At 69.5% G+C, this 23,013-nt stretch carries 27 protein-coding genes; 9 read left to right on the forward strand and 18 right to left on the reverse strand.

Annotated features, from left to right (window positions below):
• Positions 1–4: 4 nt before the first annotated feature.
• On the forward strand, positions 5–694 hold the full coding sequence (locus tag FHT32_RS03265) for a response regulator (RefSeq protein WP_176663191.1): 690 nt from the start codon (positions 5–7) through the stop codon (positions 692–694).
• Positions 695–731: 37 nt separating this feature from the next.
• Here FHT32_RS03265 and FHT32_RS03270 read toward each other — a convergent pair whose 3' ends face one another.
• The 12 genes from FHT32_RS03270 to nac all read right to left on the reverse strand — a co-directional run bounded on the left by FHT32_RS03270 (position 732) and on the right by nac (position 10,525).
• Positions 732–1,574 (reverse strand): ABC transporter substrate-binding protein, encoded by an 843-nt coding sequence (locus FHT32_RS03270; RefSeq protein ID WP_176663192.1) that lies wholly within the window; start codon positions 1,572–1,574, stop codon positions 732–734.
• A 46-nt stretch (positions 1,575–1,620) separates the two neighbouring features.
• Entirely contained in the window at positions 1,621–2,355 is a 735-nt protein-coding gene (locus FHT32_RS03275) for an amino acid ABC transporter ATP-binding protein (protein ID WP_176663193.1), read from the reverse strand.
• 44 nt (positions 2,356–2,399) lie between these two features.
• Entirely contained in the window at positions 2,400–3,161 is a 762-nt protein-coding gene (locus tag FHT32_RS03280; protein ID WP_218088051.1) for an amino acid ABC transporter permease, read from the reverse strand.
• Between the two features lie 11 nt (positions 3,162–3,172).
• A complete protein-coding gene (locus FHT32_RS03285; RefSeq protein WP_176663194.1) occupies positions 3,173–3,874 on the reverse strand; it encodes an amino acid ABC transporter permease in 702 nt (233 codons plus the stop codon).
• Between the two features lie 37 nt (positions 3,875–3,911).
• A complete protein-coding gene (locus tag FHT32_RS03290; protein WP_176663195.1) occupies positions 3,912–4,664 on the reverse strand; it encodes an SDR family oxidoreductase in 753 nt (250 codons plus the stop codon).
• Between the two features lie 167 nt (positions 4,665–4,831).
• Positions 4,832–5,596: a LamB/YcsF family protein gene (locus FHT32_RS03295; protein WP_176663196.1), complete on the reverse strand. Its 765-nt coding sequence runs from the start codon at positions 5,594–5,596 to the stop codon at positions 4,832–4,834.
• A gap of 22 nt (positions 5,597–5,618) precedes the next feature.
• The gene (locus FHT32_RS03300) at positions 5,619–6,002 is read right to left on the reverse strand and encodes an acetyl-CoA carboxylase biotin carboxyl carrier protein subunit (protein ID WP_176663197.1); all 384 of its coding nucleotides are present in this window, start codon (positions 6,000–6,002) and stop codon (positions 5,619–5,621) included.
• Between the two features lie 5 nt (positions 6,003–6,007).
• Entirely contained in the window at positions 6,008–6,997 is a 990-nt protein-coding gene (locus FHT32_RS03305) for a biotin-dependent carboxyltransferase family protein (RefSeq protein ID WP_176663198.1), read from the reverse strand.
• Entirely contained in the window at positions 6,994–7,650 is a 657-nt protein-coding gene (gene pxpB, locus FHT32_RS03310; protein ID WP_176663199.1) for a 5-oxoprolinase subunit PxpB, read from the reverse strand. The genes FHT32_RS03305 and pxpB overlap by 4 nt, the downstream gene beginning before the upstream one ends.
• Positions 7,647–9,002, reverse strand: a complete 1,356-nt coding sequence (gene accC / locus FHT32_RS03315; RefSeq protein ID WP_176663200.1) for an acetyl-CoA carboxylase biotin carboxylase subunit — start codon at positions 9,000–9,002, stop codon at positions 7,647–7,649. Before accC ends, pxpB begins: the two co-directional genes overlap by 4 nt.
• A 13-nt stretch (positions 9,003–9,015) precedes the next feature.
• Positions 9,016–9,453 (reverse strand): acetyl-CoA carboxylase biotin carboxyl carrier protein subunit, encoded by a 438-nt coding sequence (locus FHT32_RS03320; protein WP_176663201.1) that lies wholly within the window; start codon positions 9,451–9,453, stop codon positions 9,016–9,018.
• Between the two features lie 133 nt (positions 9,454–9,586).
• Positions 9,587–10,525 (reverse strand): nitrogen assimilation transcriptional regulator NAC, encoded by a 939-nt coding sequence (gene nac, locus FHT32_RS03325; RefSeq protein ID WP_176663202.1) that lies wholly within the window; start codon positions 10,523–10,525, stop codon positions 9,587–9,589.
• Between the two features lie 143 nt (positions 10,526–10,668).
• Here nac and FHT32_RS03330 point away from each other — a divergent pair, with 143 nt between their 5' ends.
• Together FHT32_RS03330 and FHT32_RS03335 are read left to right on the forward strand one after the other, a co-directional pair.
• Positions 10,669–11,907, forward strand: a complete 1,239-nt coding sequence (locus FHT32_RS03330) for an aspartate transaminase (protein WP_176663203.1) — start codon at positions 10,669–10,671, stop codon at positions 11,905–11,907.
• Positions 11,908–11,932: 25 nt separating this feature from the next.
• Positions 11,933–12,604 (forward strand): RraA family protein, encoded by a 672-nt coding sequence (locus FHT32_RS03335; protein ID WP_176663204.1) that lies wholly within the window; start codon positions 11,933–11,935, stop codon positions 12,602–12,604.
• A gap of 113 nt (positions 12,605–12,717) precedes the next feature.
• Here FHT32_RS03335 and FHT32_RS03340 read toward each other — a convergent pair whose 3' ends face one another.
• Positions 12,718–13,653 carry a LysR family transcriptional regulator gene (locus FHT32_RS03340; protein WP_176663205.1) on the reverse strand — a complete coding sequence of 312 codons (936 nt, stop codon included), beginning with the start codon at positions 13,651–13,653 and terminating at the stop codon, positions 12,718–12,720.
• A 116-nt stretch (positions 13,654–13,769) separates the two neighbouring features.
• Here FHT32_RS03340 and FHT32_RS03345 point away from each other — a divergent pair, with 116 nt between their 5' ends.
• From FHT32_RS03345 to FHT32_RS03360, 4 genes are read left to right on the forward strand one after another with little or no spacing between them, the layout of a single operon-like run.
• Positions 13,770–14,708, forward strand: coding sequence for a dihydrodipicolinate synthase family protein (locus FHT32_RS03345; RefSeq protein ID WP_176663206.1), 939 nt, complete (start codon positions 13,770–13,772; stop codon positions 14,706–14,708).
• A 51-nt stretch (positions 14,709–14,759) separates the two neighbouring features.
• A complete protein-coding gene (locus FHT32_RS03350; protein ID WP_176663207.1) occupies positions 14,760–15,731 on the forward strand; it encodes a tripartite tricarboxylate transporter substrate binding protein in 972 nt (323 codons plus the stop codon).
• Positions 15,721–16,431 (forward strand): SDR family NAD(P)-dependent oxidoreductase, encoded by a 711-nt coding sequence (locus FHT32_RS03355; RefSeq protein WP_176663208.1) that lies wholly within the window; start codon positions 15,721–15,723, stop codon positions 16,429–16,431. The genes FHT32_RS03350 and FHT32_RS03355 overlap by 11 nt, the downstream gene beginning before the upstream one ends.
• A 39-nt stretch (positions 16,432–16,470) precedes the next feature.
• Entirely contained in the window at positions 16,471–17,637 is a 1,167-nt protein-coding gene (locus FHT32_RS03360; protein ID WP_176663209.1) for a mandelate racemase/muconate lactonizing enzyme family protein, read from the forward strand.
• Between the two features lie 125 nt (positions 17,638–17,762).
• Here FHT32_RS03360 and FHT32_RS03365 read toward each other — a convergent pair whose 3' ends face one another.
• On the reverse strand, positions 17,763–18,749 hold the full coding sequence (locus FHT32_RS03365) for a tripartite tricarboxylate transporter substrate-binding protein (RefSeq protein ID WP_176663210.1): 987 nt from the start codon (positions 18,747–18,749) through the stop codon (positions 17,763–17,765).
• Positions 18,750–18,939: 190 nt separating this feature from the next.
• Here FHT32_RS03365 and FHT32_RS03370 point away from each other — a divergent pair, with 190 nt between their 5' ends.
• Positions 18,940–19,488: a MarR family winged helix-turn-helix transcriptional regulator gene (locus tag FHT32_RS03370; protein WP_176663211.1), complete on the forward strand. Its 549-nt coding sequence runs from the start codon at positions 18,940–18,942 to the stop codon at positions 19,486–19,488.
• Between the two features lies 1 nt (position 19,489).
• Here FHT32_RS03370 and FHT32_RS03375 read toward each other — a convergent pair whose 3' ends face one another.
• Positions 19,490–19,834 carry a FlxA-like family protein gene (locus tag FHT32_RS03375; RefSeq protein WP_176663212.1) on the reverse strand — a complete coding sequence of 115 codons (345 nt, stop codon included), beginning with the start codon at positions 19,832–19,834 and terminating at the stop codon, positions 19,490–19,492.
• A 147-nt stretch (positions 19,835–19,981) separates the two neighbouring features.
• Here FHT32_RS03375 and FHT32_RS03380 point away from each other — a divergent pair, with 147 nt between their 5' ends.
• Positions 19,982–20,428 carry a universal stress protein gene (locus tag FHT32_RS03380; RefSeq protein ID WP_176663213.1) on the forward strand — a complete coding sequence of 149 codons (447 nt, stop codon included), beginning with the start codon at positions 19,982–19,984 and terminating at the stop codon, positions 20,426–20,428.
• 6 nt (positions 20,429–20,434) lie between these two features.
• On the opposite strand, the gene arr is transcribed toward FHT32_RS03380, so the two are convergent.
• The 3 genes from arr to prpF all read right to left on the reverse strand — a co-directional run bounded on the left by arr (position 20,435) and on the right by prpF (position 23,004).
• Positions 20,435–20,830 carry an NAD(+)--rifampin ADP-ribosyltransferase gene (gene arr, locus FHT32_RS03385; RefSeq protein ID WP_176663214.1) on the reverse strand — a complete coding sequence of 132 codons (396 nt, stop codon included), beginning with the start codon at positions 20,828–20,830 and terminating at the stop codon, positions 20,435–20,437.
• Positions 20,831–20,936: 106 nt separating this feature from the next.
• The gene (locus FHT32_RS03390) at positions 20,937–21,797 is read right to left on the reverse strand and encodes an oxaloacetate decarboxylase (protein WP_176663215.1); all 861 of its coding nucleotides are present in this window, start codon (positions 21,795–21,797) and stop codon (positions 20,937–20,939) included.
• Positions 21,798–21,813: 16 nt separating this feature from the next.
• The gene (prpF, locus tag FHT32_RS03395) at positions 21,814–23,004 is read right to left on the reverse strand and encodes a 2-methylaconitate cis-trans isomerase PrpF (RefSeq protein WP_176663216.1); all 1,191 of its coding nucleotides are present in this window, start codon (positions 23,002–23,004) and stop codon (positions 21,814–21,816) included.
• Positions 23,005–23,013: the final 9 nt, after the last annotated feature.

A 23,013-nucleotide genomic window follows, 5' to 3' on the forward strand; every position in this document is an offset into this window, starting at 1 on the left:
CGCGATGAGCCGCATCCTGCTGGTGGAGGAAGGCGAAGGCGCCGCATCGGTCCTGCTGGACGAGTTGCGCCGCGCCGGGCACGAGGCCGAGCACATCGAGGACGGCGCGGTCGCGCTGCACCGCATGCTGACTTCGCCGCCCGCGCTCACCCTGCTCGGCGTGGAGTTGCCGCGCGTGAGCGGCCTGCAGATCCTGGAGAAGATCCGCGCGCGCAGCGACCACCCGATCATCATGCTGACGGCGCGCGCGCAGGAGTCCGACCGGCTGCGCGGCTTCGATCTCGGCGCGGACGACTACGTGTGCAAGCCCTTCTCGCCGAGGGAAGTGGTGGTGCGCATCCACACCGTGCTGCGCCGCTGCTCACAGCGCCGCCACGTGGCCCGCCCTTCGATGCCGATCACCTTCGGGACCGTGCGCGGCTGCGCGATTCTCGACGGGCACTACCTGCCGCTGACGCGCCGCGAGTCGCTGCTGCTGCGCGCGCTCTCGCAGGAGCCGGGTCGCGTGCTCACGCGCTCGAAGCTGCTCGAGGCCGCGTTCCCGGAGGCGCTGGACGTCAACGAGCGCGTCGTCGACACGCACATCAAGAACCTCAGGAAGAAGCTGGCCACCGTCTCGGCCGCGCACGACTGGATCCGCTCGGTCTACGGCGTGGGCTTCGCATGGGAATCTCGGGCCAGGCAGGACGCCTGAGCCGGTCGAGAAAATCCCGCCGCGCGGCGCCGGCGGTTCAGGGCAGCATCTCGAACTTGAGCTCGGCCAGCGGCGTGACCTTCTCCTCGCGCACCATCTTGTATTCGGTGTTCGGGCCCAGCCACTTGGCCCAGATGCGGTCGAGCTCGCCCGACTTCTCCAGCGCATAGAGGGCGGCGTTCACCTTCGACAGCAGCACTGGCTCGTCCTTCTTCATGCCGATGCCCACGGGCTGCAGCACCATCGGCTCCTTGATCATCTTCAGCGCCACGCCTTCGGTCTTCGACTGGTTGACCAGCTTGGTGATGGTCATGGTGTTGGCGACCATGCCGACCGACTTGTTCTGCTGCACCGCCATGAAGGCCGAGCCCGTGTCCTGGAAGGTGACGGGCTCGGAGCCGTTCATCTTGATCGACAGCTCGGAGGTCGAGCCCTTGGTCGAGCTCAGCCGCTTGCCCTTGAAGTCGGCCTTGGCGGCGCCGGGGTCGGAGGCCTTCACGGCCAGCATTTCCTTGGCCACGTAGTACGGGTCGCTGAACTGGATCTGCTCGCCGCGGCTCTTCGTGTAGGCCAGGTTGGCCACGGTCACGTCGACGCGGCCGAGCTTCACCTCGGGCACGCGCGCTTCCACAGACAGCGGCGTGACCTTGGCGGCGAGGCCCAGCTCCTTGGCCAGGGCGTTGCACAGGTCGACGTCGTGGCCCACCATCTCGCGCGTCTTGGGGTCCGGCGCGGCGAAGGGCGGAACGTCAGCGAAGGTGCCGCACCTGAGTTCCTTGCGCTGGCTGATGTCGCTCCACTGGTCGGCATGCGCGAGCAGCGAGGCCATGCCAAGGCAGGTGCCGATGGCGGCGAGGCGGAAGACGGTTTCTTTCGACATGGTGGACTCCTGGGAGATTGCGGGAACTGGACGAAGGAAGACGGATTCAGTGAGCGCGCAGGTCCGACAGGAAGCGCTGCGCGCGCGGATGCTGCGGACTGCCGAAGAAGGTGGCGGGGTCGGCCTTCTCGAGGATGCGACCCGCGTCCATGAACCAGATGCGGTCGGCCACCTCGCGGGCGAAGTTCATCTCGTGCGTGACGCACATCATGGTCATGCCGTCGTTGGCGAGCCCGCGCATCACCGACAGCACCTCGCCCACCATCTCGGGATCGAGCGCACTGGTGGGCTCGTCGAACAGCATGGCCGGCGGCTCCATCGCCAGCGCGCGGGCGATGGCCACGCGCTGCTGCTGGCCGCCCGAGAGCTGCGCGGGATACGCGCCCGCCTTGTTCGACAGCCCCACGCGCTCCAGCAGCTGCCCGGCCTTGGCCTTCGCGTCGGCGCGCTTCACGCCCAGCACGCGCATCGGCGACAGCATGATGTTCTCCATCACCGACAGGTGCGGGAACAGGTTGAAGCTCTGGAACACGAAGCCGATGCGGCTGCGCAGCTTGTTCAGCGCCGCGCCGCGCATCGGCGCGTGGATGTCCTGGCCGTCGAACAGCAGCTGGCCAGACTTCACTTCCTCCAGCCGGTTCACGGTGCGGATCAGCGTGGACTTGCCGGAGCCCGAGGGCCCGCAGACCACCACCACCTCGCCCTTCTTCACCTCGGCGTTGATGTCGGCCAGCGCCTGGTAGTCGCCGTACCACTTGTTGATGTTGGAGAACAGGATCATGGTGTCGTCCCTGGCGGGCGATGGGTGTGGAACGGACGTGGAGGTCATGGCTGGGGCGCCGCCACCGAAGGCAGCGGCGTGCCGTCTCCGGCCGCGGGTTGCGCCTGCGCCGTGCCGAGCCGCCTGTGCGCGATGCGCCGCTCCAGCCATTGCGTGAGCTGCGTCAGGCTGAAGCAGACCACGTAGTAGGTCATCGCGAGGATGAAGAACACCTGGAAGGGCTTGGTCAGCAGCTGGTTGTTGATCTGGTTGGCCGCGAAGGTGAGTTCCTGCACGTTGATCACGTAGCCCAGCGTGGTCTCCTTGATGGTGGAGATGAACTGGCTCAGCATGCTGGGCAGCATGTTGTAGAGCGCCTGCGGCAGGATCACGAACCACATGGTGCCCAGGTGGCTGTGGCCCAGTGCGCGCGCCGCTTCGGCCTGCCCCTTGGGCAGGGCCTGGATGCCCGCGCGCACCACCTCGGAGAGATAGGCGCCCTCGTAGATCACCAGCGTGCACAGCATGGTGGTGAAGCCCGACACATCGCGCCCGATGAGCAGCGGCACCAGAAAGTAGACCCACAGGATCACCATCAGGAGCGGCACGCCGCGCACCGCGTACACCAGCACGGTGGCGGGCCAGCGCAGCACGCGCCAGGGCGACAGCCGCGCCAGCGCGAGCAGCACCGACAGCGGAAAGGCCAGCACGATGCCCAGCACCGAGAGGATCAGCGTGGCGACGATGCCGCCGAGCGGGCCGTTGGGGTACTGACCGACCAGCAGCAGCAGCCAGTTGTCGCGCAGGATTTCGTAGACGCCGTACATGCGATTCCCGCTTACCTTGCACCCGCGATGCGGTAGCGCCGCGACAGCCATCCGCCCACGGCCATGATGAGCAGCGAGCACACCAGGTACAGCACGGTGGCCACGCTGTAGGCCTCGAAGGTGCGGAAGCTCTGGCTCTCGATCTCCTTCACCGCGTGCGTGAGTTCGGCCACGCCGATGGCCATGGCCAGGCTGCTGTTCTTGAAGAGCGACACGCTGTGGTTGACCAGCGCCGGCACTGCGTTGCGGATGGCCTGCGGCAGCATCACGTGGCGCATGGAGCCGATGTAGCCGTGGCCGAGCGCGCGCGCCGCCTCGGCCTGGCCCACCGGGATGGCACGCAGGCCCGAGCGCATGTCCTCGCTGAAGTAGGCCGCCTGGCACAGCCCGAGCGCGACGATGGACAGCAGCCGCTCCGCGTTGTTGGCCGACAGCCAGCCCTGCAGCGCGTCGGGCAGCAGGCTGAAGATGCCGAAATACCAGAACATGAGCTGCACCAGCGTCGGCACGTTGCGGTGGTAGGAGATGTAGCCGGCCACCACGCGCCCGGCGACGCGGCTCGGCGTGAGCCGCACCACCAGCAGCACGACGGCCATGGTCATCGCCAGCAGCCAGGAGCCGGCCGCGATCCGCAGCGTCTCCAGCATGCCGTGCAGCAGCATGTCGCCGAACTCGGGTTTCAGCAGGATCGCCAGCAGGTCGAAGTCCTTCATGCGCTGTTCCTTTGGCTGGCGTGCATCGGCCCGGTGCTCAGCCGCGCGGCGTTTCGGGACGGGTGGTCGAGAGGCCGCCGGGCACCTGCAGCGTGGGCGTGATCTCCATGTGGCCCACGTTCACCGCGATGGGTGCCGAGATGGCGAAGGCGATGGCGTTCGCGATGTCCTCGGCCTGCGGCAGCTCGAAGCCCTCGACGAAGCGCTTGTAGGTGTCCTCGGAGTCGCCGTGCACGTGCGCGAAGATGTCGGTGGCCACGCGGCCCGGGCAGATCTCGGTGACGCGCACGCGCTTGCCGAAGCAGTCGATGCGCAGCTGGCGCGACAGCATGCTCACCGCCGCCTTGGTCGCGTGGTAGGTGCTGTTGCCGCCGAAGTTGTAGGCGCCCGCGATGGAGCTGATGTTGACCACGTGCCCGCGGTCGCGCGCCGCCATGCCGGGCACCACGAGCCGGCACAGGTGCAGCACGGCGCGCAGGTTCACGTCCACCAGCAGGTCGATGCCTTCGGCGTCCGCCTTGAGGATGGAACCCGGGCGGTCCACGCCAGCGTTGTTGACCAGCACGTCGAACTCGACTTCCTGCGCGAGCCGGGTGATGCCCGCGATGTCGCTCACGTCGATGGCGTGCGGAATGCAGCCGGTGCGCGCGGCGAGGTCGGCCAGCTTGTCGGCGCTGCGCGCGAGCGCGTGCACCTTCAGCCCTTCCTTGCTCAGGCGCTCGACGACGGCGGCGCCGATGCCCGATGAGGCCCCGGTCACCAGTGCGGTCTTGTAGTCGGAAAACGGCATGTTCGGTTCTTTCGGTTGGGGCAGATGACTGCCTGGATTTCACTGTAGCCAGCGCCTGCCGGCGGCGCCAAGACGGATTGGCTGTGGAGCGATAAGCCCCCCTTATGTCGCCCGCGATCCGTGCATATGACCAAGGGTAAGCACCATGTTCGTGCCCTGGTCGTCGATCAGCTCGCCTGCCTGGAGATCGGCACCACGCGCCCCGCCTGCTCGACCACGCCGCGCACGGCGCGCGCCAGCTCGACGGCGCCGGGCGTGTCGCCGTGCAGCAGGATCGAGTGCACGCGCATCGGGATCTTCCGGCCGGTGACGCTGGTGACGGTGCCGTCGTCCAGCAGCTGGCGCACGCGCGCCAGCACCGCCTCGCGCTCGTGGATCACCGCGCCGGGCAGCTTGCGCGGCACCAGCAGGCCATCGTCGCCGCAGGCGCGGTCGGCCAGGAAGGTCCTGCGCACGCGCAGGCCGCAGCGTTCGGCCGCGTCCTCGATGGCCCGGCTCGCGGAGGTGCTGACGGTGAGCGAAGGATCGAAGTCGGCCACCGCGCGCACCAGCGGCCCGGCCAGCGCGGCATCGGCCGCGGCCATGTTGCCGAGCGCGCCATGGAAGCTCATGTGCGTCATGCGGTGGCCCGCCGTGCGAGCCATGCCGTCGAGCGCGGCGAGCTGGTAGAGCACGTAGGCCGCCAGCTCCTTCGTCTCGATCTGCATCTGCCGGCGGCCGAATCCCATCAGGTCGGGAAAGCCCACGTGCGCGCCCACGTCCACGCCGCGCTGGCGCGCCATGCGCACCGTGCGGTCCATGATGACCGGGTCGCCCGCATGGAAGCCGCAGGCCACGTTGGCGGAGGAGACGATGTCGAGCAGGGCTTCGTCCTCGCCCATGCGCCAGGGGCCGAAGCCTTCGCCGAGGTCCGCGTTCAAGTCGATGTCCATCGGGGTGTCCTTCTCTTGATCGTCAGAGCGGGTGCAGGTCGAGCAGTGGCGTGCCGTATCCGACGGCAACACCGTCGGCCACGTGGATGCCGTCGACGACGCCCGCCCGCGGCGCCGTCACCGGCAGCAGCAGCGGGCCGATCTTCAGCAGGCCGAGGGCCTGGCCGGCTTCCACGCGAGCGCCGGTGCGCGCCAGCGGCGCCGTTGCGAGCGGGCGGCCGTGCAGGAAGACGCCGAGCGAGGGGGCCTTGATCGGCACCGGCTCGATCTCTTCTTCGTCCTGCGGCAGCTCGACGATTTCATCGCCCTGCCGAGCGAGGCGCAGCGTGCCTTCCGGCGTGCGCAGTTCCAGCAGGCCTATGTCGGTGCCTGCCAGCCAGGCGACGAGTCGGGAAACGTCCTGCATGCGGGTCAGTTCCTCGCGGCGGGCGCGCCGCGATGCAATCCCACCATGCGCGCCACCTTGTCGAGCCAGGCGCGCACCTCGTCGAGGGCATCCAGCGCCTCGTCCCAGGTGGTCTCGATGAAGCGGATGCGGCTGCCGATGGGCGCCTGCCCGAGGCGCCACATGTCGGCCTCGATCACGGTGCCGAACTTGGGATAGCCGCCCGAAGGCTGGGCGTCGCGCATCTGGATGATCGGCTGACCGCTGTGCGGCACCTGGATCACGCCGGGCACGATGCCGTGCGAGCGCAGCTCCATCGGCGCGATGGGCCGCAGCGCCTCGCCTTCGAGCCGGTAGCCGTAGCGGTCGCTCTGCGGCGTGATCTTCCATTCGCCGGCCCAGAAGGCGTCGCGCGAGGCAGGCTCGAAAGCCGTGTACTCGGCCGCGGGCAGCACGCGCACGGCCATCGCGCCATTGCGCTCCAGCGGCAGCGCGAGCGCGGGCGGCACCAGGCCGAAGCCGGTGCGGCATGCATTGCCCGCACCCGCCGCACGCAGCAGGTCGCCCTTGCGCAGCGCGCGTCCCTCATGGCCGCCGAAGGCGCCGCGCAGCTGCGTGCTGCGCGAGCCCAGCACCTCGGGCACGTCGATGCCGCCGGCCACGCACAGCACCGCGCGGCTGCCGCGCTGCGTGCCGCCCTGCGGCAGGCCCAGCGTGAGCACCTGTCCGGCGCGCGCCTGGTGCACCCACCACGGCAACAGGTGCTGGTCGTCGAGCCTGGCGGCGCAATCGGCGCCGGTGAGCGCGAAGGCGCAGTCCTCGTCGAAGAGCACCTTGAACGGGAACACCGGCACCTCTACGGCGGCCGCGCCGAGCGCGTTGCCCAGCAGCAGGTTGCCGGCGGCCAGCGCGAGGTTGTCCATGGCACCCGAGGTGCCCACGCCCCAACGCAGGCTGCCGGTGCGGCCCAGGTCCTGCACGGTGGCGAGCGCGGCGGAGGAAAGAATCTCGATCATCGGACGATGCCCTCCACGCGGAAGCGGATCATGTCGCCCGGCTGCAGCGCCGCGGGCGGGTCTTTCGCCGGGTCGAAGAACACCATCGAGGTGCTGCCGATGGTGTTCCAGCCGCTGGGGCCGGCCGATGCCGACACGCCCGTCTGCGCCCCGCCGATCGACACCGCGCCGCCCGGGATGCTCAGCACCGGCACCTTGCGCCGGGGCGTGGCGATGCGCGGATCCATGCCGCCCAGGTAGCAGTAGCCAGGGTGGCTGCCCAAGGCATACACCGGATAGAGCGGCGCGCTGTGCAGCTCGACGATGGCGTCGATGCCCAGGCCGGTGTGCGCCATCACGTCCGCCATGTGCGGGCCGCCCTCGCCGCCGTAGACCACCGGCAGCTCGACGATGCGGCCTTCGCGCCGCATGGCGGTGGCCGCGTCCCAGGCGTCGCACAGGCGCTCGCGCAGCGCGTCGAGGTGGCGCGGCGCACGGGTGAAGGTGAGCATCAGGTTGTTCATGCCCGGCACCGCCTCGCGTACCTCGGGCCAGCGCTCGGCTTCGTGCGCCAGGGCCCAGATGCGCTGCTGCGAGGGCAGGTTCATGGGGCCGGGTGCCTCGAACAGCAGCGCGGTGGTGCCCAGCAGGCTGATGGATGGTGCCGTGCTCACGCCGCGCTCCTTTGCTGCAGCCAGCGTTCCAGGTGATGGATGTCGACGCCGCCCGCGGCGAAGCCCGCGTCGCGCAGCAGCTCGCGGTGCAGCGGCACGTTGGTGTCGATGCCCTCCACGCGCGTCTCGGCCAGCGCCAGGCGCATGCGGTCGAGCGCATCGTCGCGGCTCGCGCCATGCACGATGAGCTTGGCGATCATCGAGTCGTAGTACGGCGGCACGCGGTAGCCCGCGCCCGCATGCGAATCGACACGCACGCCGAACCCGCCGGGCATCTGCCAGCCCGTGATGCGGCCCGGCGCCGGCGCGAAGGTGTCGGGGTTCTCGGCATTGATGCGGCACTCGATCGCATGGCCCTGGCAGCGCACGTCGGCCTGCGCGATCGACAGGCGCTCGCCGCGCGCCACGCGCAACTGCTGCTGCACGATGTCGATGCCGGCGGTCATCTCGGTCACGGGGTGCTCCACCTGCAGGCGCGTGTTCATCTCGATGAAATAGAAGGCACCCTTCTCGTAGAGGAACTCAAAGGTGCCTACGCCGCAGTAGCCGATCTGCCTGCACGCGGCCGCGCAGCGCTCGCCCACTTCGGCCAGCAGCGCCTCGTCGATGCCGGGCGCGGGCGCTTCCTCGATCACCTTCTGGTGGCGCCGCTGCAGCGAGCAGTCGCGGCTGCCCAGCCACACGGCGTTGCCGTGGTCGTCGGCCAGCACCTGGATCTCGACATGGCGCGGGTGCAGCAGGAACTTCTCGATGTAGACCTCGGGGTTGCCGAAGGCCTGTCGCGCCTCCTCGCGCGTGAGTGCGATGGCATCGGGCAGCGCGGCCTCGTCGTGCACCACGCGCATGCCGCGACCGCCTCCGCCGCCCGCGGCCTTGACGATGACGGGAAAGCCGATCCCGCGCGCCAGCGCCTGCACGGCGGAGGCATCGTCCGGCAGCGCCTCGTCGGGGCCGGGCACGCATGGCACGCCGGCCTTGCGCATTGCGCGCTTGGCCGAGACCTTGTCGCCCATGGTGCGGATGCATGCGGCGCTGGGGCCGATGAAGACCAGGCCGGCTTCTTCGCAGCGCTGCGCGAAGCCCGCGTTCTCCGAAAGGAAGCCGTAGCCGGGATGGATCGCCTGCGCGCCGCTCACTTCGGCGGCGAAGAGGATGGCGGCCTGGTCGAGGTAGCTCAGGCCCGGCGCGGCGGGGCCGATGCACAGCGCCTGGTCGGCCTGCGCGACGTACGTCGCGTCGCGGTCGGCCTCCGAGTGCACGGCCACGGTACGCAGGCCGAGTCCGCGGCAGGCGCGCTGGATGCGCAGCGCGATCTCGCCGCGGTTGGCGATGAGGACGGTGTCGAACGGCATGGCGGGCGCCTCCTCATGCGAAGCGGAACAGGGGCTGCCCCGCTTCCACTTCCTGGCCCGACCGCACGAGCACCTGCCGCACGGCGCCTGCGCGGTCGGCGCGGACTTCGTTGAACATCTTCATCGCCTCGATCACGCACAGCATCTGGCCGGCTTCCACAGCCTGCCCTTGCTGCACGAAAGGCGGCTCGCCCGGCGCCGGCTGCAGGTGCACCACGCCGTGCAGCGGTGCGAAGCACTCGTCGCCGGCAGGCGCCGCTGCTGCCGCCTGCTGCGCAACCGCTTCGGGCCGCGCGCTGCGGAAGGCGCCCGGCCTGCGCGCGGAGGGCGCGGCGCCCAGCGCCGCCAGCTTCACCAGCCGCAGCGTGCTGCCGTTCTCGCTGAATTCCAGTTCCGCCAGGTCCGATGCGGCCAAAGCGTCGATGAGCGTCTTGATCTGTTCCTGCTTCATGCCGGGGCTTCGATGGCCGACGCGTTCCGCGAACGCGTGACGGCATGCATGAAAGGTAGCGGGCCCCGGGCCCGAAGCCAAAGACGGATTGGCTGTGCCGGGATAAGGGCGCCTTATGACGCCCGTTCCGGCTTCACGGCAGGGCGGCGATCTCGGGCTCGGGCGTCGACGCGACGGTATTGGCCAGGTCGGCCACCAGTTCGAGCAGGATGTCCTTCACCGCCTGCGCCGGCTCCGACAGCGGCAGGTGGTCGGACTGGCACAGCGCCAGCGGCGCCTCGATGACCGGATCGACGATGGGGAACTGCCAGGCGCCGCAGCTCGCCACCACCTCGCGCGCCATCGACGCCGGCAGGATGGTGGCGCCCAGCCCGTCGGCAATGGCCGCCGTGAGGGTGAAGGCCGATTCGATCTCCGCCACCACGCGCGGCGCCATGCCCGCGCGCACGAAGGCCGCGTCCACCAGCTTGCGCACCACGTTGTAGGGGCGCGGCAGGAAGAGTTCGATGTCGCGCAGGTCGGCCAGCTTCACCGGCTGCGAGGGCGCGGGCATGGACGCGGGCCCGACCAGGAAGAGCGGCTCCTTGAGCAGCGGCAGGAAGCTCAGCCCGTGGATGGCCTTGTCGCCATACAGCACGGCCAGGTCCATGCGGCCGTTCATGATGAGCTCGCTCAGCGTGGTGCCGTAGTTCTCGTTCAGGTAGAGCAGGATGCCCGGGTGCCGCGCACGAACGGTGCGAAGGAGCGGCAGCGAAAGCGCCGAGGCCGCCGTGCCCGGCGCGAGCCCCACCGACACCTGGCCCGAGAGCCCCTCGCCGGCGGCTTCCATGTCGACGCGTGCCTGCTCGCACTGGCGCAGGATGATCTGCGCATGGCGGTACAGCACCTTGCCGGCTTCGGTGGGCGTCACGCCGCGCTTGGTGCGCACCAGCAGCTGCTGGCGCACTTCGCCCTCGAGCGTGGCCAGCTGCTGGCTCAGCGCGGGCTGGGCGATGAAAAGAACCTCGGCCGCCTGCGTGAGGCTTCCGATGTCCACGATCTTCACGAAATATTTGAGGCGTCGCAGGTTCACGCCTTGTCCCCAAGCAAAAGCCAAGCCTAGCACCGGCCCCGCGCGGCGGATATGGGTGCTCACCATGAGCCATAAGCTGCGCCTATACGACCAGTGCAATCTCGTCTTGGCCTCGCGGGATCGATGTGCGTACCGTTCGGTCCATGCAAGCCACTACCTCCAGCGCTGACTCCAACGTTGCCTCCCGCATTGCCGCCCGCGTGCGGCGCATCAAGCCCTCGCCCAGCACCTCGGCGGCCGACCGCGCCAACGAGCTGCGCAGGCAGGGCAAGTCGATCGTGAACCTCGTGGTGGGCGAGCCCGACTTCGACACGCCCGCCCACATCCGCCAGGCCGCGACCGCCGCCATCGAGCGCGGCGCCACGCGCTACACGCTGATGGCCGGCACGGTGGAGCTGCGCGAAGCCATCGTCGCCAAGCTGCAGCGAGAGAACGGGCTGAGCTACGCGATGAACGAGATCATCGCCACCAGCGGCGCGAAGAGCGCCATCTACAACGCCTTCGCGGTCACGCTGGAGCCGGGCGACGAGGTGATCATCCCGGCGCCCTACTGGGTGTCGTATCCCGACATGGTGCTGGCCTGCGAGGGCACGCCCGTCACCGTGGCCTGCCCCGAGGCCAACGGCTTCAAGCTGACGCCCGCGCAGCTCGATGTGGCCATCACGCCGCGCACGCGCTGGCTGCTGATCAACTCACCGAGCAACCCCACCGGCGCGAGCTACACCGCCGCCGAATACCGCGCGCTGGCCGAGGTGCTGGAACGCCATCCGCAGGTGATGGTGATGACCGACGAGATCTACGAGCACATCCGCTTCGGCAGCGAGCCGCTGCCGCACATCCTGGCGGTGGCGCCGTCGCTGCGCGACCGTACGCTCATCGTGAACGGCGTGTCCAAGACCTATGCGATGACGGGCTGGCGCATCGGCTACGCAGCCGGGCCGGCGGACCTGATCAAGGCGCTGGATACGCTGCTTTCGCAATCCACGGGCAACTGCTGCTCGGTGAGCCAGGCGGCGGCGGCCGCCGCGCTGAACGGCGACCAGCGCTTCGTGGCCGAGAGCGTGGCCGTCTACCGGCAGCGGCGCGACCGCACGCTGGCGCTCGTCAACGAGATTCCCGGCCTGAGTTGCGCCACGCCGCCCGGCGCCTTCTACCTGTACATCGACTGCGGCGGGCTCATCGGCAAGACCACGCCCGAAGGCAAGCGGCTGCAGGAAGACGGCGACGTGGTGATGTACCTGCTCGAAAGCGAGGGCGTCGCGGTAGTGGCGGGCACGGCCTACGGACTCTCTCCCTACTTCCGGCTTTCCATTGCCACATTGCTCGAGACGCTGGAAGAAGGCTGCCGGCGCATCGCGCGCGCCGTGGCCGCGCTGCGCTGAAGACTTCAAGACCAGGACGCATCCCATGCCCTACAAAGCCATCCGCAAGAACCCCTCGGCCCCGCAGGCGGCGCCGCACATCATCGCCGCGCTGCACGACATCCCGGTGGCCGCGCTCAGCGACAACATGCACCGCAACATCGGCAGCGTGGGCCTGCAGCCCTACCACCGCCCCGGCCACAAGACCATGGCGGGCACGGCCGTGACCGTGAAGACGCGCGGCGGCGACAACCTCACGCCCATGCGCGCCTTCGAGTTCTGCCGGCCCGGCGACGTGCTGGTGATCGATGCGGGCGGCGATGTCACCAACGCGGTCATCGGCGGCATCCTGTCGTTCTATGCCGCGACCATCGGCACCGTGGGCCTGGTGCTCGACGGCGCCATCCGCGACGTGGCCGAGATCCGCGAGCGCGACTACCCGGTGTACGCGCGCGGCGTGAACCACCGCGGACCGTACAAGGACGGCCCCGGCGAAATCAACGTGCCGGTGTCGGTGGGCGGCATGATCGTGAACCCCGGCGACATCGTGGTGGGCGACCAGGACGGCCTGATGGCCTTCGCGCCCGCCGATGCGCAATGGCTGATCGAGAAGGCCCGCGCGCACCTGGAGACGGAAGCGCGCACCATCCAGGCGATGAAGGAAGGCCGCTGGGACCGCAGCTTCCTCGATGCGCTGGAAGCGCGCTGCGCGAACTAGACCACCCCCAGGCTTCGCGCACTTCGTGTCGCTGCGCCAGCCCCCTCACCGGGGGCGACACCTGCGGCCCGGCAAAGCCGGTTCCGCGGTGTCCCACGAACAAACCGTGCCAGTCAGGCGACCGAAGAGCTTTCGCTGACCAGCTTCCACAACGCCTCCGCCACCGGCGCCATCTGCGCCTGCTGGCGGTACAGGCGTATGTCCACCGGCACGCGCCAGCCGCCCGCGCCGGCATCGGCCAGCGCGCCGCCGCGCAGGTCGTCGGCCACCAGGCTCATCGGCAGCCATGCGAGGCCTCGGCCTTCGAGCGCCATAGTGCGCAGCAGCGCGGCATGGTGGGCGGTGAAGACGACCGAAAGCGACGCGCCGAAGTCCTTGCCGAATTCGCTGTCCTGCATCGCCCGCATGATCCGGCCGAGCCCCGAGGCTTCGCTGTAGGCGAGCACGGAGGGCGAGCGGCCCTCGCCCAGCGCATGCTGCAGCGCGCCCCTTGCGTCGGGTGCGCTCACGGGCACGAGCACGTCCTCGCTCAGGCGCAGCACGGGGTACTGCGCCTCGTCGAGCCGGCCCGGCGCATCGGCGTGGCCGTGGCACAGCACGAACTGCACGCGGCGCTGCAGCATCAGGTCTTCGCAGGCGTAGGAGCTGTCGGAGATGGTCTGGATCGGCCCCATGCTCAGCCGCGATTCGACGCTCGCCAGCCAGCGCGGAAAGAAGGTCAGCGAGAGCACGTGCGTGGCCGCGAAGCTCAGGCTGGCCGCGGCCAGGTCGTGCGCGGCGCGGGCCTTGATGCGCGCGGCCTCCAGGCCCGCAAGCACTTCGTGCAGCAGCGGCTGGAAGCGCTTGCCCGCGGCGGTGAGCGCGGTGGGATGCGCGCTGCGGTCGAACAGGTCGACGCCCACCCATTCCTCCAGCGAGCGGATGTGGCGGCTGAAGGCGGGCTGTGCGATGGAGCGCGCCTGCGCGGCGCGCGAGAAGTTGCCGGTCTCGGCAAGGGCCAGGAAGTCTTCCAGCCATTCGAGGTCGAGCGGTCGGTTGCCGGGGCCCATGCGCTGCGCGATCGGTCGGGTTGAATAGTTGTATGCGATTCGAGTATTGGACGGCCCGCACCCCGCCGGCAAAAGATGCACCCATTCCTGCACCTTGAACCACACGGAGACACAGCATGCCTTCCATCGCGAATTATCGCGGGATCATTCCCGCCATTTCCTGCCCCTTCACCAGCGACCACCGCATCGACGAACCGGCGCTGCGCAAGCTGGCCTCGTGGCTCGCCGGCCATGACGGCGTGGTGGCGATCATGACCAACGGCCACACCGGCGAGGTGTTCTCGCTCACGCCGTCGGAGCGCGCCGAGGTGACGCGCATCGTCGCCGACGAGTTGCGCGGCCGCACGCCGGTGATCTCGTCGATCGTCTGCGAGGGCCTGGCCGAGGCCGCCGAGCACGCCCGCGCCGCGCAGGCCGCCGGCGCGGTGGCGCTGGACGTGATGCCGCCGCACCACTGGCTGCGCTTCGGCTTCACGCCCGGCCACGCGCTGCAGTACTTCGATGCCATCCACCGCGCCGCGCCCGAGCTGGACCTGGTCTGCCACGTGTACCCGGCCTGGACCCGCGCCTCCTACTCGTCGCAGCTGCTGGCCGAGCTGGCGCGCCTGCCCTACCTGCAGGCCTTCAAGGTGGGCCAGCGCGACATGAACAAGTACGCCCGCGACATCCAGGCGATCCGCGAGGCCGATGCCTCCAAGGCCATCCTCACCTGCCACGACGAGTACCTGCTGGCCTCGATGGTGCAGGGCGTCGACGGCGCGCTGGTCGGCTTCGCGACCTTCATCCCGCAACTCATCATCGACCTGTGGAACGCGGTGAAGGCCGGCGACCTGAAGAAGGCGATGGCGGTGCAGGCGCTCATCACGCCGCTGAAGGACGCGGTGTACGGCGGCGGCGAACCCACCGGCGAGGCCCATGCGCGCATGAAGGGCGGCATGTACCTGGCCGGCGTGCTCGACAACGCCACCGTGCGCCCGCCCACCGAGGCGCCGAACGCGCGCGAGATGGACGCGCTGCGCGCCGCCGTCGAGCAGGCCGGCCTGTCGAAGCGCTGACCGCCGGGGGCCGCCGCGCCCCCGCCAAAAGAACACAAGGAGACAAGAGACATGCAACGCAAGCACTTCCTGCGCGCCACCCTGGCCGCGCTCGCGCTGGCCGCCGTATCGACGGCCGGCCTCGCCCAGAACTGGCCCGCCCGGCCGGTGCGCATGGTGATTCCCTTCCCGCCCGGCGGCACGCTCGACACCATCGGCCGCCTGCTGGCGCAGAAGCTCGGCGAGCAGACGGGCCAGACGTTCATCGTGGAGAACCGCCCCGGCGGCAACGGCGTGATCGGCGCCGACGTGGTGTCGAAGGCGCCGGCCGACGGCTACACGCTGCTGTTCAACGCATCGACCTTCACGACCGCGCCGATGACCATGAAGTCGGTGCCCTACGACGTGGTGAAGGACTTCACGCCGGTGGCGCTGGTGGCCAAGGCCCCGCTGTCGGTGGCGGTCAACAAGAACCTGCCGGTGAACGACGTGAAGTCGCTCATCGCCTACGCCAAGGCGCACCCCGGCAAGATGACCTTCGCGGTGGGCTCGATCGGCTCGGCCGGGCACCTGTCGACCGAGCTGCTCAAGCGCGCGGGCGGCGGGCTCGACTACCTGATCGTGCCGTACAAGGGCACGGCGCCAGCCTTCCAGGACCTGATCGGCGGGCAGATCGACGGCTTCATCGACCCGATCCTCGGCTCGCTGCAGTACCACAAGAGCGGCATGCTGAAGGTGATTGCCGTGACCTCGGCCACGCGCGCGACAAGCCTGCCGAACGTGCCCACGGTGGGCGAGAGCATCCCCGGCTACGAGTTCTACAGCTGGTACGGCCTGTGGGGCCCGGCGAAGCTGCCGGCCGCCATCACGCAGCGGCTGAATGCGGAGGTCAACAAGGCGCTGGGCACCGACATGCGCGAGACGCTGGGCGCGCAGGGCCTGCTGCTGACGCCGGGCAGCGTCGAGGACTTCGCGAAGTTCCAGGCCGAGGACATGGCGCGCTCGAAGAAGATCATCACCGAGGGCAACATCCATGTCGAATGAAGCCCAGGGGCTCCCGCATGCCGTGGTGACGGGCAGCAGCGGCGGCATCGGCCGCGCCATCGCCTCGCACCTGCTGCAGTCGGGCTGGCGCGTGAGCGGGCTGGACCTGGCCGCGCCCACGCTGTCTTCCCACGCCGGCTTCACGCATGTGGCGGTGGACCTGAGCGACGCCGCCGCCATCGCGCGCACCGCCCCGACGCTGCAGGACGCGAGCGCACTGGTGCACGCGGCCGGCGTGCTGCGCGTCGGCCCGCTGGGCGAACTCGATCACGCGAGCGGCGAGCTGATGTGGCGCCTGCACGTGGACGCGGCCACGCGCCTGGCCGACGCGCTCGTGCCGGCGATGGCCGCGCGCGGCAACGGCCGCGTGGTGTTCGTCGGCAGTCGCGTCGCGCAGGGGCTGCCCGGGCGCGGGCAGTACGCCGCCACCAAGGCCGCGCTGATAGCGCTCGCGCGAAGCTGGGCCGCGGAAGTCGCGGCGCGCGGCGTGACCGTGAACGTGGTGTCGCCCGGCGCAACGCAGACCTCGATGCTGCAGGACCCGGCCCGCGCGGGCAGCGCGCCGCGCCTGCCGCCCATCGGCCGGCTGATCCAGCCCGAGGAGATCGCCGCGCTCACCGGCTTTCTTCTTTCGCCATCGGCGGCGGCCATCACCGGGCAGGACATCCCGATCTGCGGCGGTTCCTCGCTGCATCTCTGACCCTCTTTCGCTTCCCTTCCTTCCACCCGGAACCCGACCATGAAAATCGTCAACATCCTCGAATCCACCCGCCCCATCAAGTCGGACATCCGCAACGCCTACATCGACTTCTCGAAGATGACGCTGAGCCTCGTCGCGGTGGTCACCGACGTGATCCGCGACGGCCGGCCCGTCGTCGGCTACGGCTTCAATTCCAACGGCCGCTACGGCCAGGGCGGCCTGATCCGCGAGCGCTTCCTGCCGCGCCTGCTGGAGGCCGAGCCGGCCTCGCTGCTCGACGAGACCGGCGACAACCTCGATCCGCACAAGATCTGGGCCCGCATGATGATCAACGAGAAGCCCGGCGGCCACGGCGAGCGCTCGGTGGCCGTGGGCACCATCGACATGGCCGTGTGGGACGCCACCGCCAAGATCGCAGGCAAGCCGCTCCATCAACTGCTGGCCGAGCGCTACGGCACCGGCAAGCCGGACCCGCGCGTGTTCGTCTATGCGGCCGGCGGCTACTACTACCCCGGCAAGGGCCTCGAAGGCCTGCAGCGCGAGATGACCAGCTACCTGGAGCGCGGCTACTCGGTGGTCAAGATGAAGATCGGCGGCGCCACGCTGGCCGAAGACTGCGAGCGCATCGAGTCGGTGCTGAAGATCCTCGGCCCCGGCCAGCAGCTGGCGGTGGACGCCAACGGCCGCTTCGACCTGCCCACCGCCATCGACTACGGCCGCGCCCTCTCGCAATACCCGCTCTTCTGGTACGAGGAAGCCGGCGACCCGCTCGACTACGAGCTGCAGGCCAAGCTCGGCGAGGTGTACGCCGGCCCGATGGCCACGGGCGAGAACCTGTTCTCCATGCAGGACGCGCGCAACCTCATCCGCCACGGCGGCATGCGCCCCGACCGCGACTGGCTGCAGTTCGACTGCGCGCTGAGCTACGGCCTCGTCGAATACCTGCGCACGCTCGACATGCTCAAGGAGAACGGCTGGTCGCCCTCGCGCTGCATCCCGCACGGCGGCCACCAGATGTCCCTGGCCATCGCCGCCGGCCTCGGCCTCGGCGGCAACGAAAGCTACCCCGACCTCTTCCAGCCCTACGGCGGCTTCCCCGACGGCGTGAAGGTCGACAACGGCTACGTCACCCTGCCGCCGCTGCCCGGCATCGGATTCGAAGGCAAGGCCGACCTGATCGCAGAGATGCGCGCACTAGCAGCCTGAAAGCAAGCACGGCCCATCCGCAGGACGCCGCGGAACCGGCTTTGCCGGGCCGCAGGCGTCGCCCCCCGGCGAGGGGGGTTGGCGAAGCGACACGAAGTGCGCGAAGCCTGGGGGAAGTACCAGGTTCATGGATGAAAACCGGAGCGGCGCACCACCGGCTCCCACTGCGCACGGTAGGTCTTCAGCATCTGCGTCGTTTCCGCCGCATTGCTCGCCACCGGCGTGATGAAGAGCGACTCCGCCACCTTGTGCAGGCTCGGGTCCTTCATCACGTCGCGGATCGAGTTGGCCAGCAGCTGCACCTTGGCGGGCGGCATGGCGGACGGCGCGAAGAAGGTGTTCCAGCCGTCGGCGTCGATCTTCATGCCGGCCTCGCTGAAGGTCGGGATGTTGGGCGCGAAGCCCGCGCGCTTCTTGCCCGAGGTGGCGAGGATGCGGATCTTGCCGGCCACGTGCTGCGGGTAGAGCGAATCGAGCGTGTCGATGGCAATCGGCAGACTGCCGTTGACCAGGTCGGCCGCCAGCGGCGCGGAGCCGCCATAGCCCTTGATCTGCGGCTGCACGCTCAGCGCGTCGCCCACCATCAGGCCGAAGAAGTGCGGCAGGCTGCCGGTGGCGGGCACGCCGAAAATGGCCTCCTCGGGGTGCGCCCACAGGCGGCCCACCAGGAACATCGCGCGGTCGAGCTGGAGCTTGCTGCCCACGGCCAGCGCGAAGTCGTAGCTGCTGACCTGGGAGACGGGCACGAAGTCCTTGTCGGGGTCGTAGCCGGCGTCCTTGATGACCAGCGGCGCGACCACCATCACGGCCGGGTTGCCGAGCATCAGCACGTTCTGGCCGGCTGGCGCGCGCTTAACTTCCTTGGCCGCGAGGCGGCCGCCCTCGCCGGGACGGTTTTCCACGCTCACCTGCACGCCGAGCTTCGGCGTAAGCCGCTCGGCGATCAGCCGCGCGATGCGATCGGTGCTGCCGCCGGGCGCGTAGCCGACCACGAGGGTGAGCGGACCGCCGTCCAGCGCGGCGGGCGCCTGGGCTTGGGCCAGGGGAGCGCAAGCGGCGAGGGCCATGCCCCCTGCCATGATGAGCTTGCGCCTGGAAAGAAATGCGGGCATCGGGGATCTCCTGCGGACATTGGTCGTGAACGGGAAGGCGCGGGTTTCACGGCGAAAATCGCGCGTCAAGACTGTTTCCGCTCGTTCAAATTTGTTACTGGTTTATACGTATGGGCAAACAGTTGATCTAATCAATCAACTACCCGCCGAGGCGGGCGAACCACACTCACCGCGCCTTTCCGCCACCCGTATGCAACAAGTTTTTCCCGACGCAGAAGCCTTGCGCGCGCCCCATTCCCTGGACGACCTGCTGCTCTATCGCATGACCCGCGCCGTTCGCGCGGGCAGCGGCATGGCCACCCGGCTGGTCGAGGGCGGCTTCGGCATCACGCGCCGCGAGTGGGGAATGATCGCCACGCTCGCGCAGGAGGGCGAGATGACCTCGTCGGCCCTCGCCGCGCTGCTGCACCTGGACCGGGTGCGCACCTCGCGCGGGCTGCGCAGCCTGGTCGAGAAGAAGCTGGTGCACCGGCGCCAGAACGCGGAGGACCGGCGCGAAGTGCACGTGCGGCTGAGCGCCTCGGGCCAGCAGCTGTTCGGCCGACTCTTCCCGCGCATCGCGGGGCTGAACACCGAGCTGCTGGGCGGCATCGCGCCCGAGGACCTGGACGCCTTCCTGCGCTGCCTGCAGCACCTGGAGCAGCGCGGCGAACAGCTTCTCGCGCAGGGGATGGTGGCGGAGAAGGCCGACCGGCGATCCGGGGGCACGCGGCACCGGTGGCCGGAGCGCGGCGGCTGACTCAGGCCTGCACGTCCACGTTGCCGCCGATCAGGCCGCCGCGGCTGCCGCCGGTGCGCGGCGCGGCGGTGGCGCTTTCCTCCATCGACGCCATGGCGCTCTTCTGGAGGGCGCCCATGCGCAGCGCGTTCATCTGCTGCTGCAGCATGGCGAGCTGGACCGCCAGCGCCTCGAGCTGCTGCTGGATCAGCTTGCGCGCCTCGCCCTCGGGCGTTTTGAGCAGCAAGCCCTGCGTTTCCTCGATCTGCTTCTGCGTCGCCGTGATCTGGCGCTGGATCTTCGCGATCTCGACGTTCGCGTCGGCTCCGCTCCTCGCGCTGCCGGCCGCACCGATGGCATTCACCATTTCGATCCTCCTTGGTCGTGTTCGAACAGGGGTTATCGGCAGCCGGCGCGAAAAATGAAGGGTAGCCGCCCCGCCTTGCATGGCCGCGTTCGCGAACTAGACTGAAGCATGAGGGCACCCGCGGTGCCGGGGGCCAAGGAGCCTGCCATGTACAAGCGTGTTCTTGTGGCAACCGACGGCTCGGCGCTGTCGGAGCAAGCGGTCAAGGCCGCGATCGACCTGGCCCTTCTGACCAACGCGGACCTCGTGGGCGTCACCGTCGCGCACATCGAGCCGGTCGGCTACTTCGAGGGCTCGATGATGCTGAGCCAGCGCGACATCCAGGAATCGCAGGCGCACACCGACCGGGCAGCGCAGCAGCTGGTCGACAAGGTGGCCTCCACCGCGCTCGCCAGGGGCGTGCGCAGCGCGCAGGCCATCGTCATGCGCTCGAACCAGGTGGCCGAGGCCATCATCACCACCGCGAAGAACCAGCAGTGCGACCTGATCGTGATGGCCTCGCACGGGCGGCGCAGCCTGGCGCGCCTGCTGATGGGCAGCGAGACGCTGCACGTGCTGACGCACTCGCACATTCCCGTGCTGGTGCTGCGCTGACGGGAGTCAGTTGATGATCTCTCCCATGCCGACGCGCACGCGCTCCCTGAGCTGGCGGATGTACTCCTCGTCGAAGGGTTCCCAGGCCTCCAGCTCGCCGACGATCCGCAGCGGCTCCCGGCTTCGGTAGGAGCGCGTGGGATTGCCCGGGAACTTCTTGTCGGTGACGTTGGGGTCGTCCTCGTAGGCGCCCGTGGGTTCGACGATGTAGACGCGGCAACGGCCCTCGCCCTTCGCCATTTCTGCAGCCAGCCCGGCCCCCTTGGGCCAGGCGGTGAAGTAGATGTGGTTCATGACGACGCGGCCGTCGTAGTTCGACCTGAAGCCGGCCGTGAGCAGGTCTCCCGGCTGAAGATCCGCGCGCGTGCCGTGGAAGAAGGGTCCTGCGTCCGGGATTGCCATCGCGGGTTGCTCCTCTGCGGAAAGGAAAAGCCGCGGAGTCTACCCGTGCCCTTCGTCGCGGAGGCCGTCCGGAAAGCAGGCCTGCACACCCCGGCGCCCGTCTCCGTCAGGTGTACCGCTTCTCCAGCGCATCCCACTCGGGCTTGCCCACCAGCCGCTGCCGCTCCGCGAAGGGCGCGACCAGCCCGCTGGACTCCTGCACTTCCTTCTCGTCGCGCAGCACGGTCAGCGCCTTCTGCATGCCCGCCACCGCGCCTTGCAGCGCGGCGTTGGCATACAGGACGATGCCGTAGCCCAGCTCGCCGAGTTCGGTGGCGTTGAAGATCGGCGTCCTGCCGCCGATCACCATGTTCATGAGCTGCGGCGCATCCAGGCGCTTCGGCAGCGCCCGCACCTCTTCCTCCTTCGTCACGGCCTCGACGAAAAGAATGTCTGCGCCGGCCTCGGCGAACTTCTGCGCACGCTCGACCGCGGCCTCGAAGCCGTGGACGGCGGCCGCGTCGGTACGGGCCATGATCAGCAGGTCCTGGTCCTGGCGGGCGTCGACGGCCGCCTTGATCTTGCTCACGGCCTCTTCCGTGGAGATCACCTCCTTGCCCGAGAAATGGCCGCAGCGCTTGGGCGCCACCTGGTCCTCGAACTGGATGCAGTCGGCGCCGGCGCGCTCCAGCGTGCGCACCGTGTGGCGCACGTTCAGCGCATTGCCGAAGCCGGTGTCGGCATCGACGAGCAGCGGCACCGAGACCGCGTCGCGGATGCGCGCGGTGTGGTCTGCTATTTCCGCGAGCCCCATGAAGCCCTGGTCGGGCATGCCGAACCACATGTTGGTGACGCCCGCGCCGGTGATGTAGATCGCCTCAAAGCCCAGGTCTTCGATGACCCGGGCGGACAAGGCGTTGAAGGCGCCGGGAACGATCAGGCCGCGGCGGGCCTGCGCGAGGGACTTGAGTTGCTTGCGGGTGGACATTCGGAAAACACTCCAATCAGAAACTGTCGCCGGGCACGCGCACCCAGCCTTCCATCAGCACACGGGCGCTGCGGCTCATCAAAGCCTTCGTCACCACCCATTCGCCGCCGCTCTTGCGGGCCTCGGCGCCGACACGCAGCGTGCCCGAGGGATGGCCGAAGCGCACCGCCGCGCGTTCACCGCCGCCGGCCGCGAGATTGACCAGCGTACCCGGAATGGCCGCCGCCGTGCCTATGGCTACCGCGGCCGTGCCCATCATGGCGTGGTGCAGCTTGCCCATCGACAGCGCACGCACGAGCAGGTCGACCTCCGCCGCGCGCACGGCCTTGCCGCTGGAAGCCGTGTAGTCCTTCGGCGGCGCGACGAAGGCCACCTTGGGCGTGTGCTGGCGGGTGGCCGCTTCAGCGATGCTCTCGATGAGGCCCATCTTCAGCGCGCCGTGCGCGCGGATCGCCTCGAACATCGCGAGCGCCCTGGCGTCGCCGTTGATGGCGTCCTGCAGCTCGGTGCCGGTGTAGCCGATGGCTTGCGCTTCCACGAAGACGGTCGGGATGCCCGCGTTGATCATCGTCGCGCGCAGCCTGCCGACGCCGGGCACCTCGAGCTCGTCGACGAGATTGCCGGTCGGGAACATCGCGCCGCCTGCGCCCTCCTCTTCCGCCGCCGGGTCCATGAATTCGAGCTGCACCTCCGCGGCCGGGAAGGTCACGCCGTCGAGCTCGAAGCCGCCGGTTTCCTGCACCGCGCCGCCGGCCATCGGCACCTGCGCGACGATGGTCTTGCCGATGTTGGCCTGCCAGATGCGCACCACCGCCACGCCGTCGCGCGGCACGCGGGCCGCATCGACCAGGCCGTTGGAAATCGCGAAGGGGCCGACCGCCGCCGAGAGATTGCCGCAGTTGCCGCTCCAGTCGACGAAGGGCTGATCGATCGACACCTGGCCGAAGAGGTAGTCCACGTCGTGGCCGGGCCTGTCGCTCTTCGAAAGAATCACCGCCTTGCTCGTGCTGGAGGTGGCGGCGCCCATGCCGTCGATCTGCTTGCCGTAGGGGTCGGGGCTGCCGATGACGCGCAGCAGCAGCGCGTCGCGCGCCTTGCCGGGCAATTGCGCGGCCTCGGGCAGGTCCTGCAGGCGGAAGAACACGCCCTTGCTGGTGCCGCCGCGCATGTAGGTGGCGGGAATCCTGATCTGTGGTGCGAAGGCCATGGTCTTGCG

The sequence above is a fragment of the Variovorax sp. SG517 genome, from assembly GCF_013376045.1.
Taxonomy (GTDB): Bacteria; Pseudomonadota; Gammaproteobacteria; order Burkholderiales; family Burkholderiaceae_C; genus Variovorax.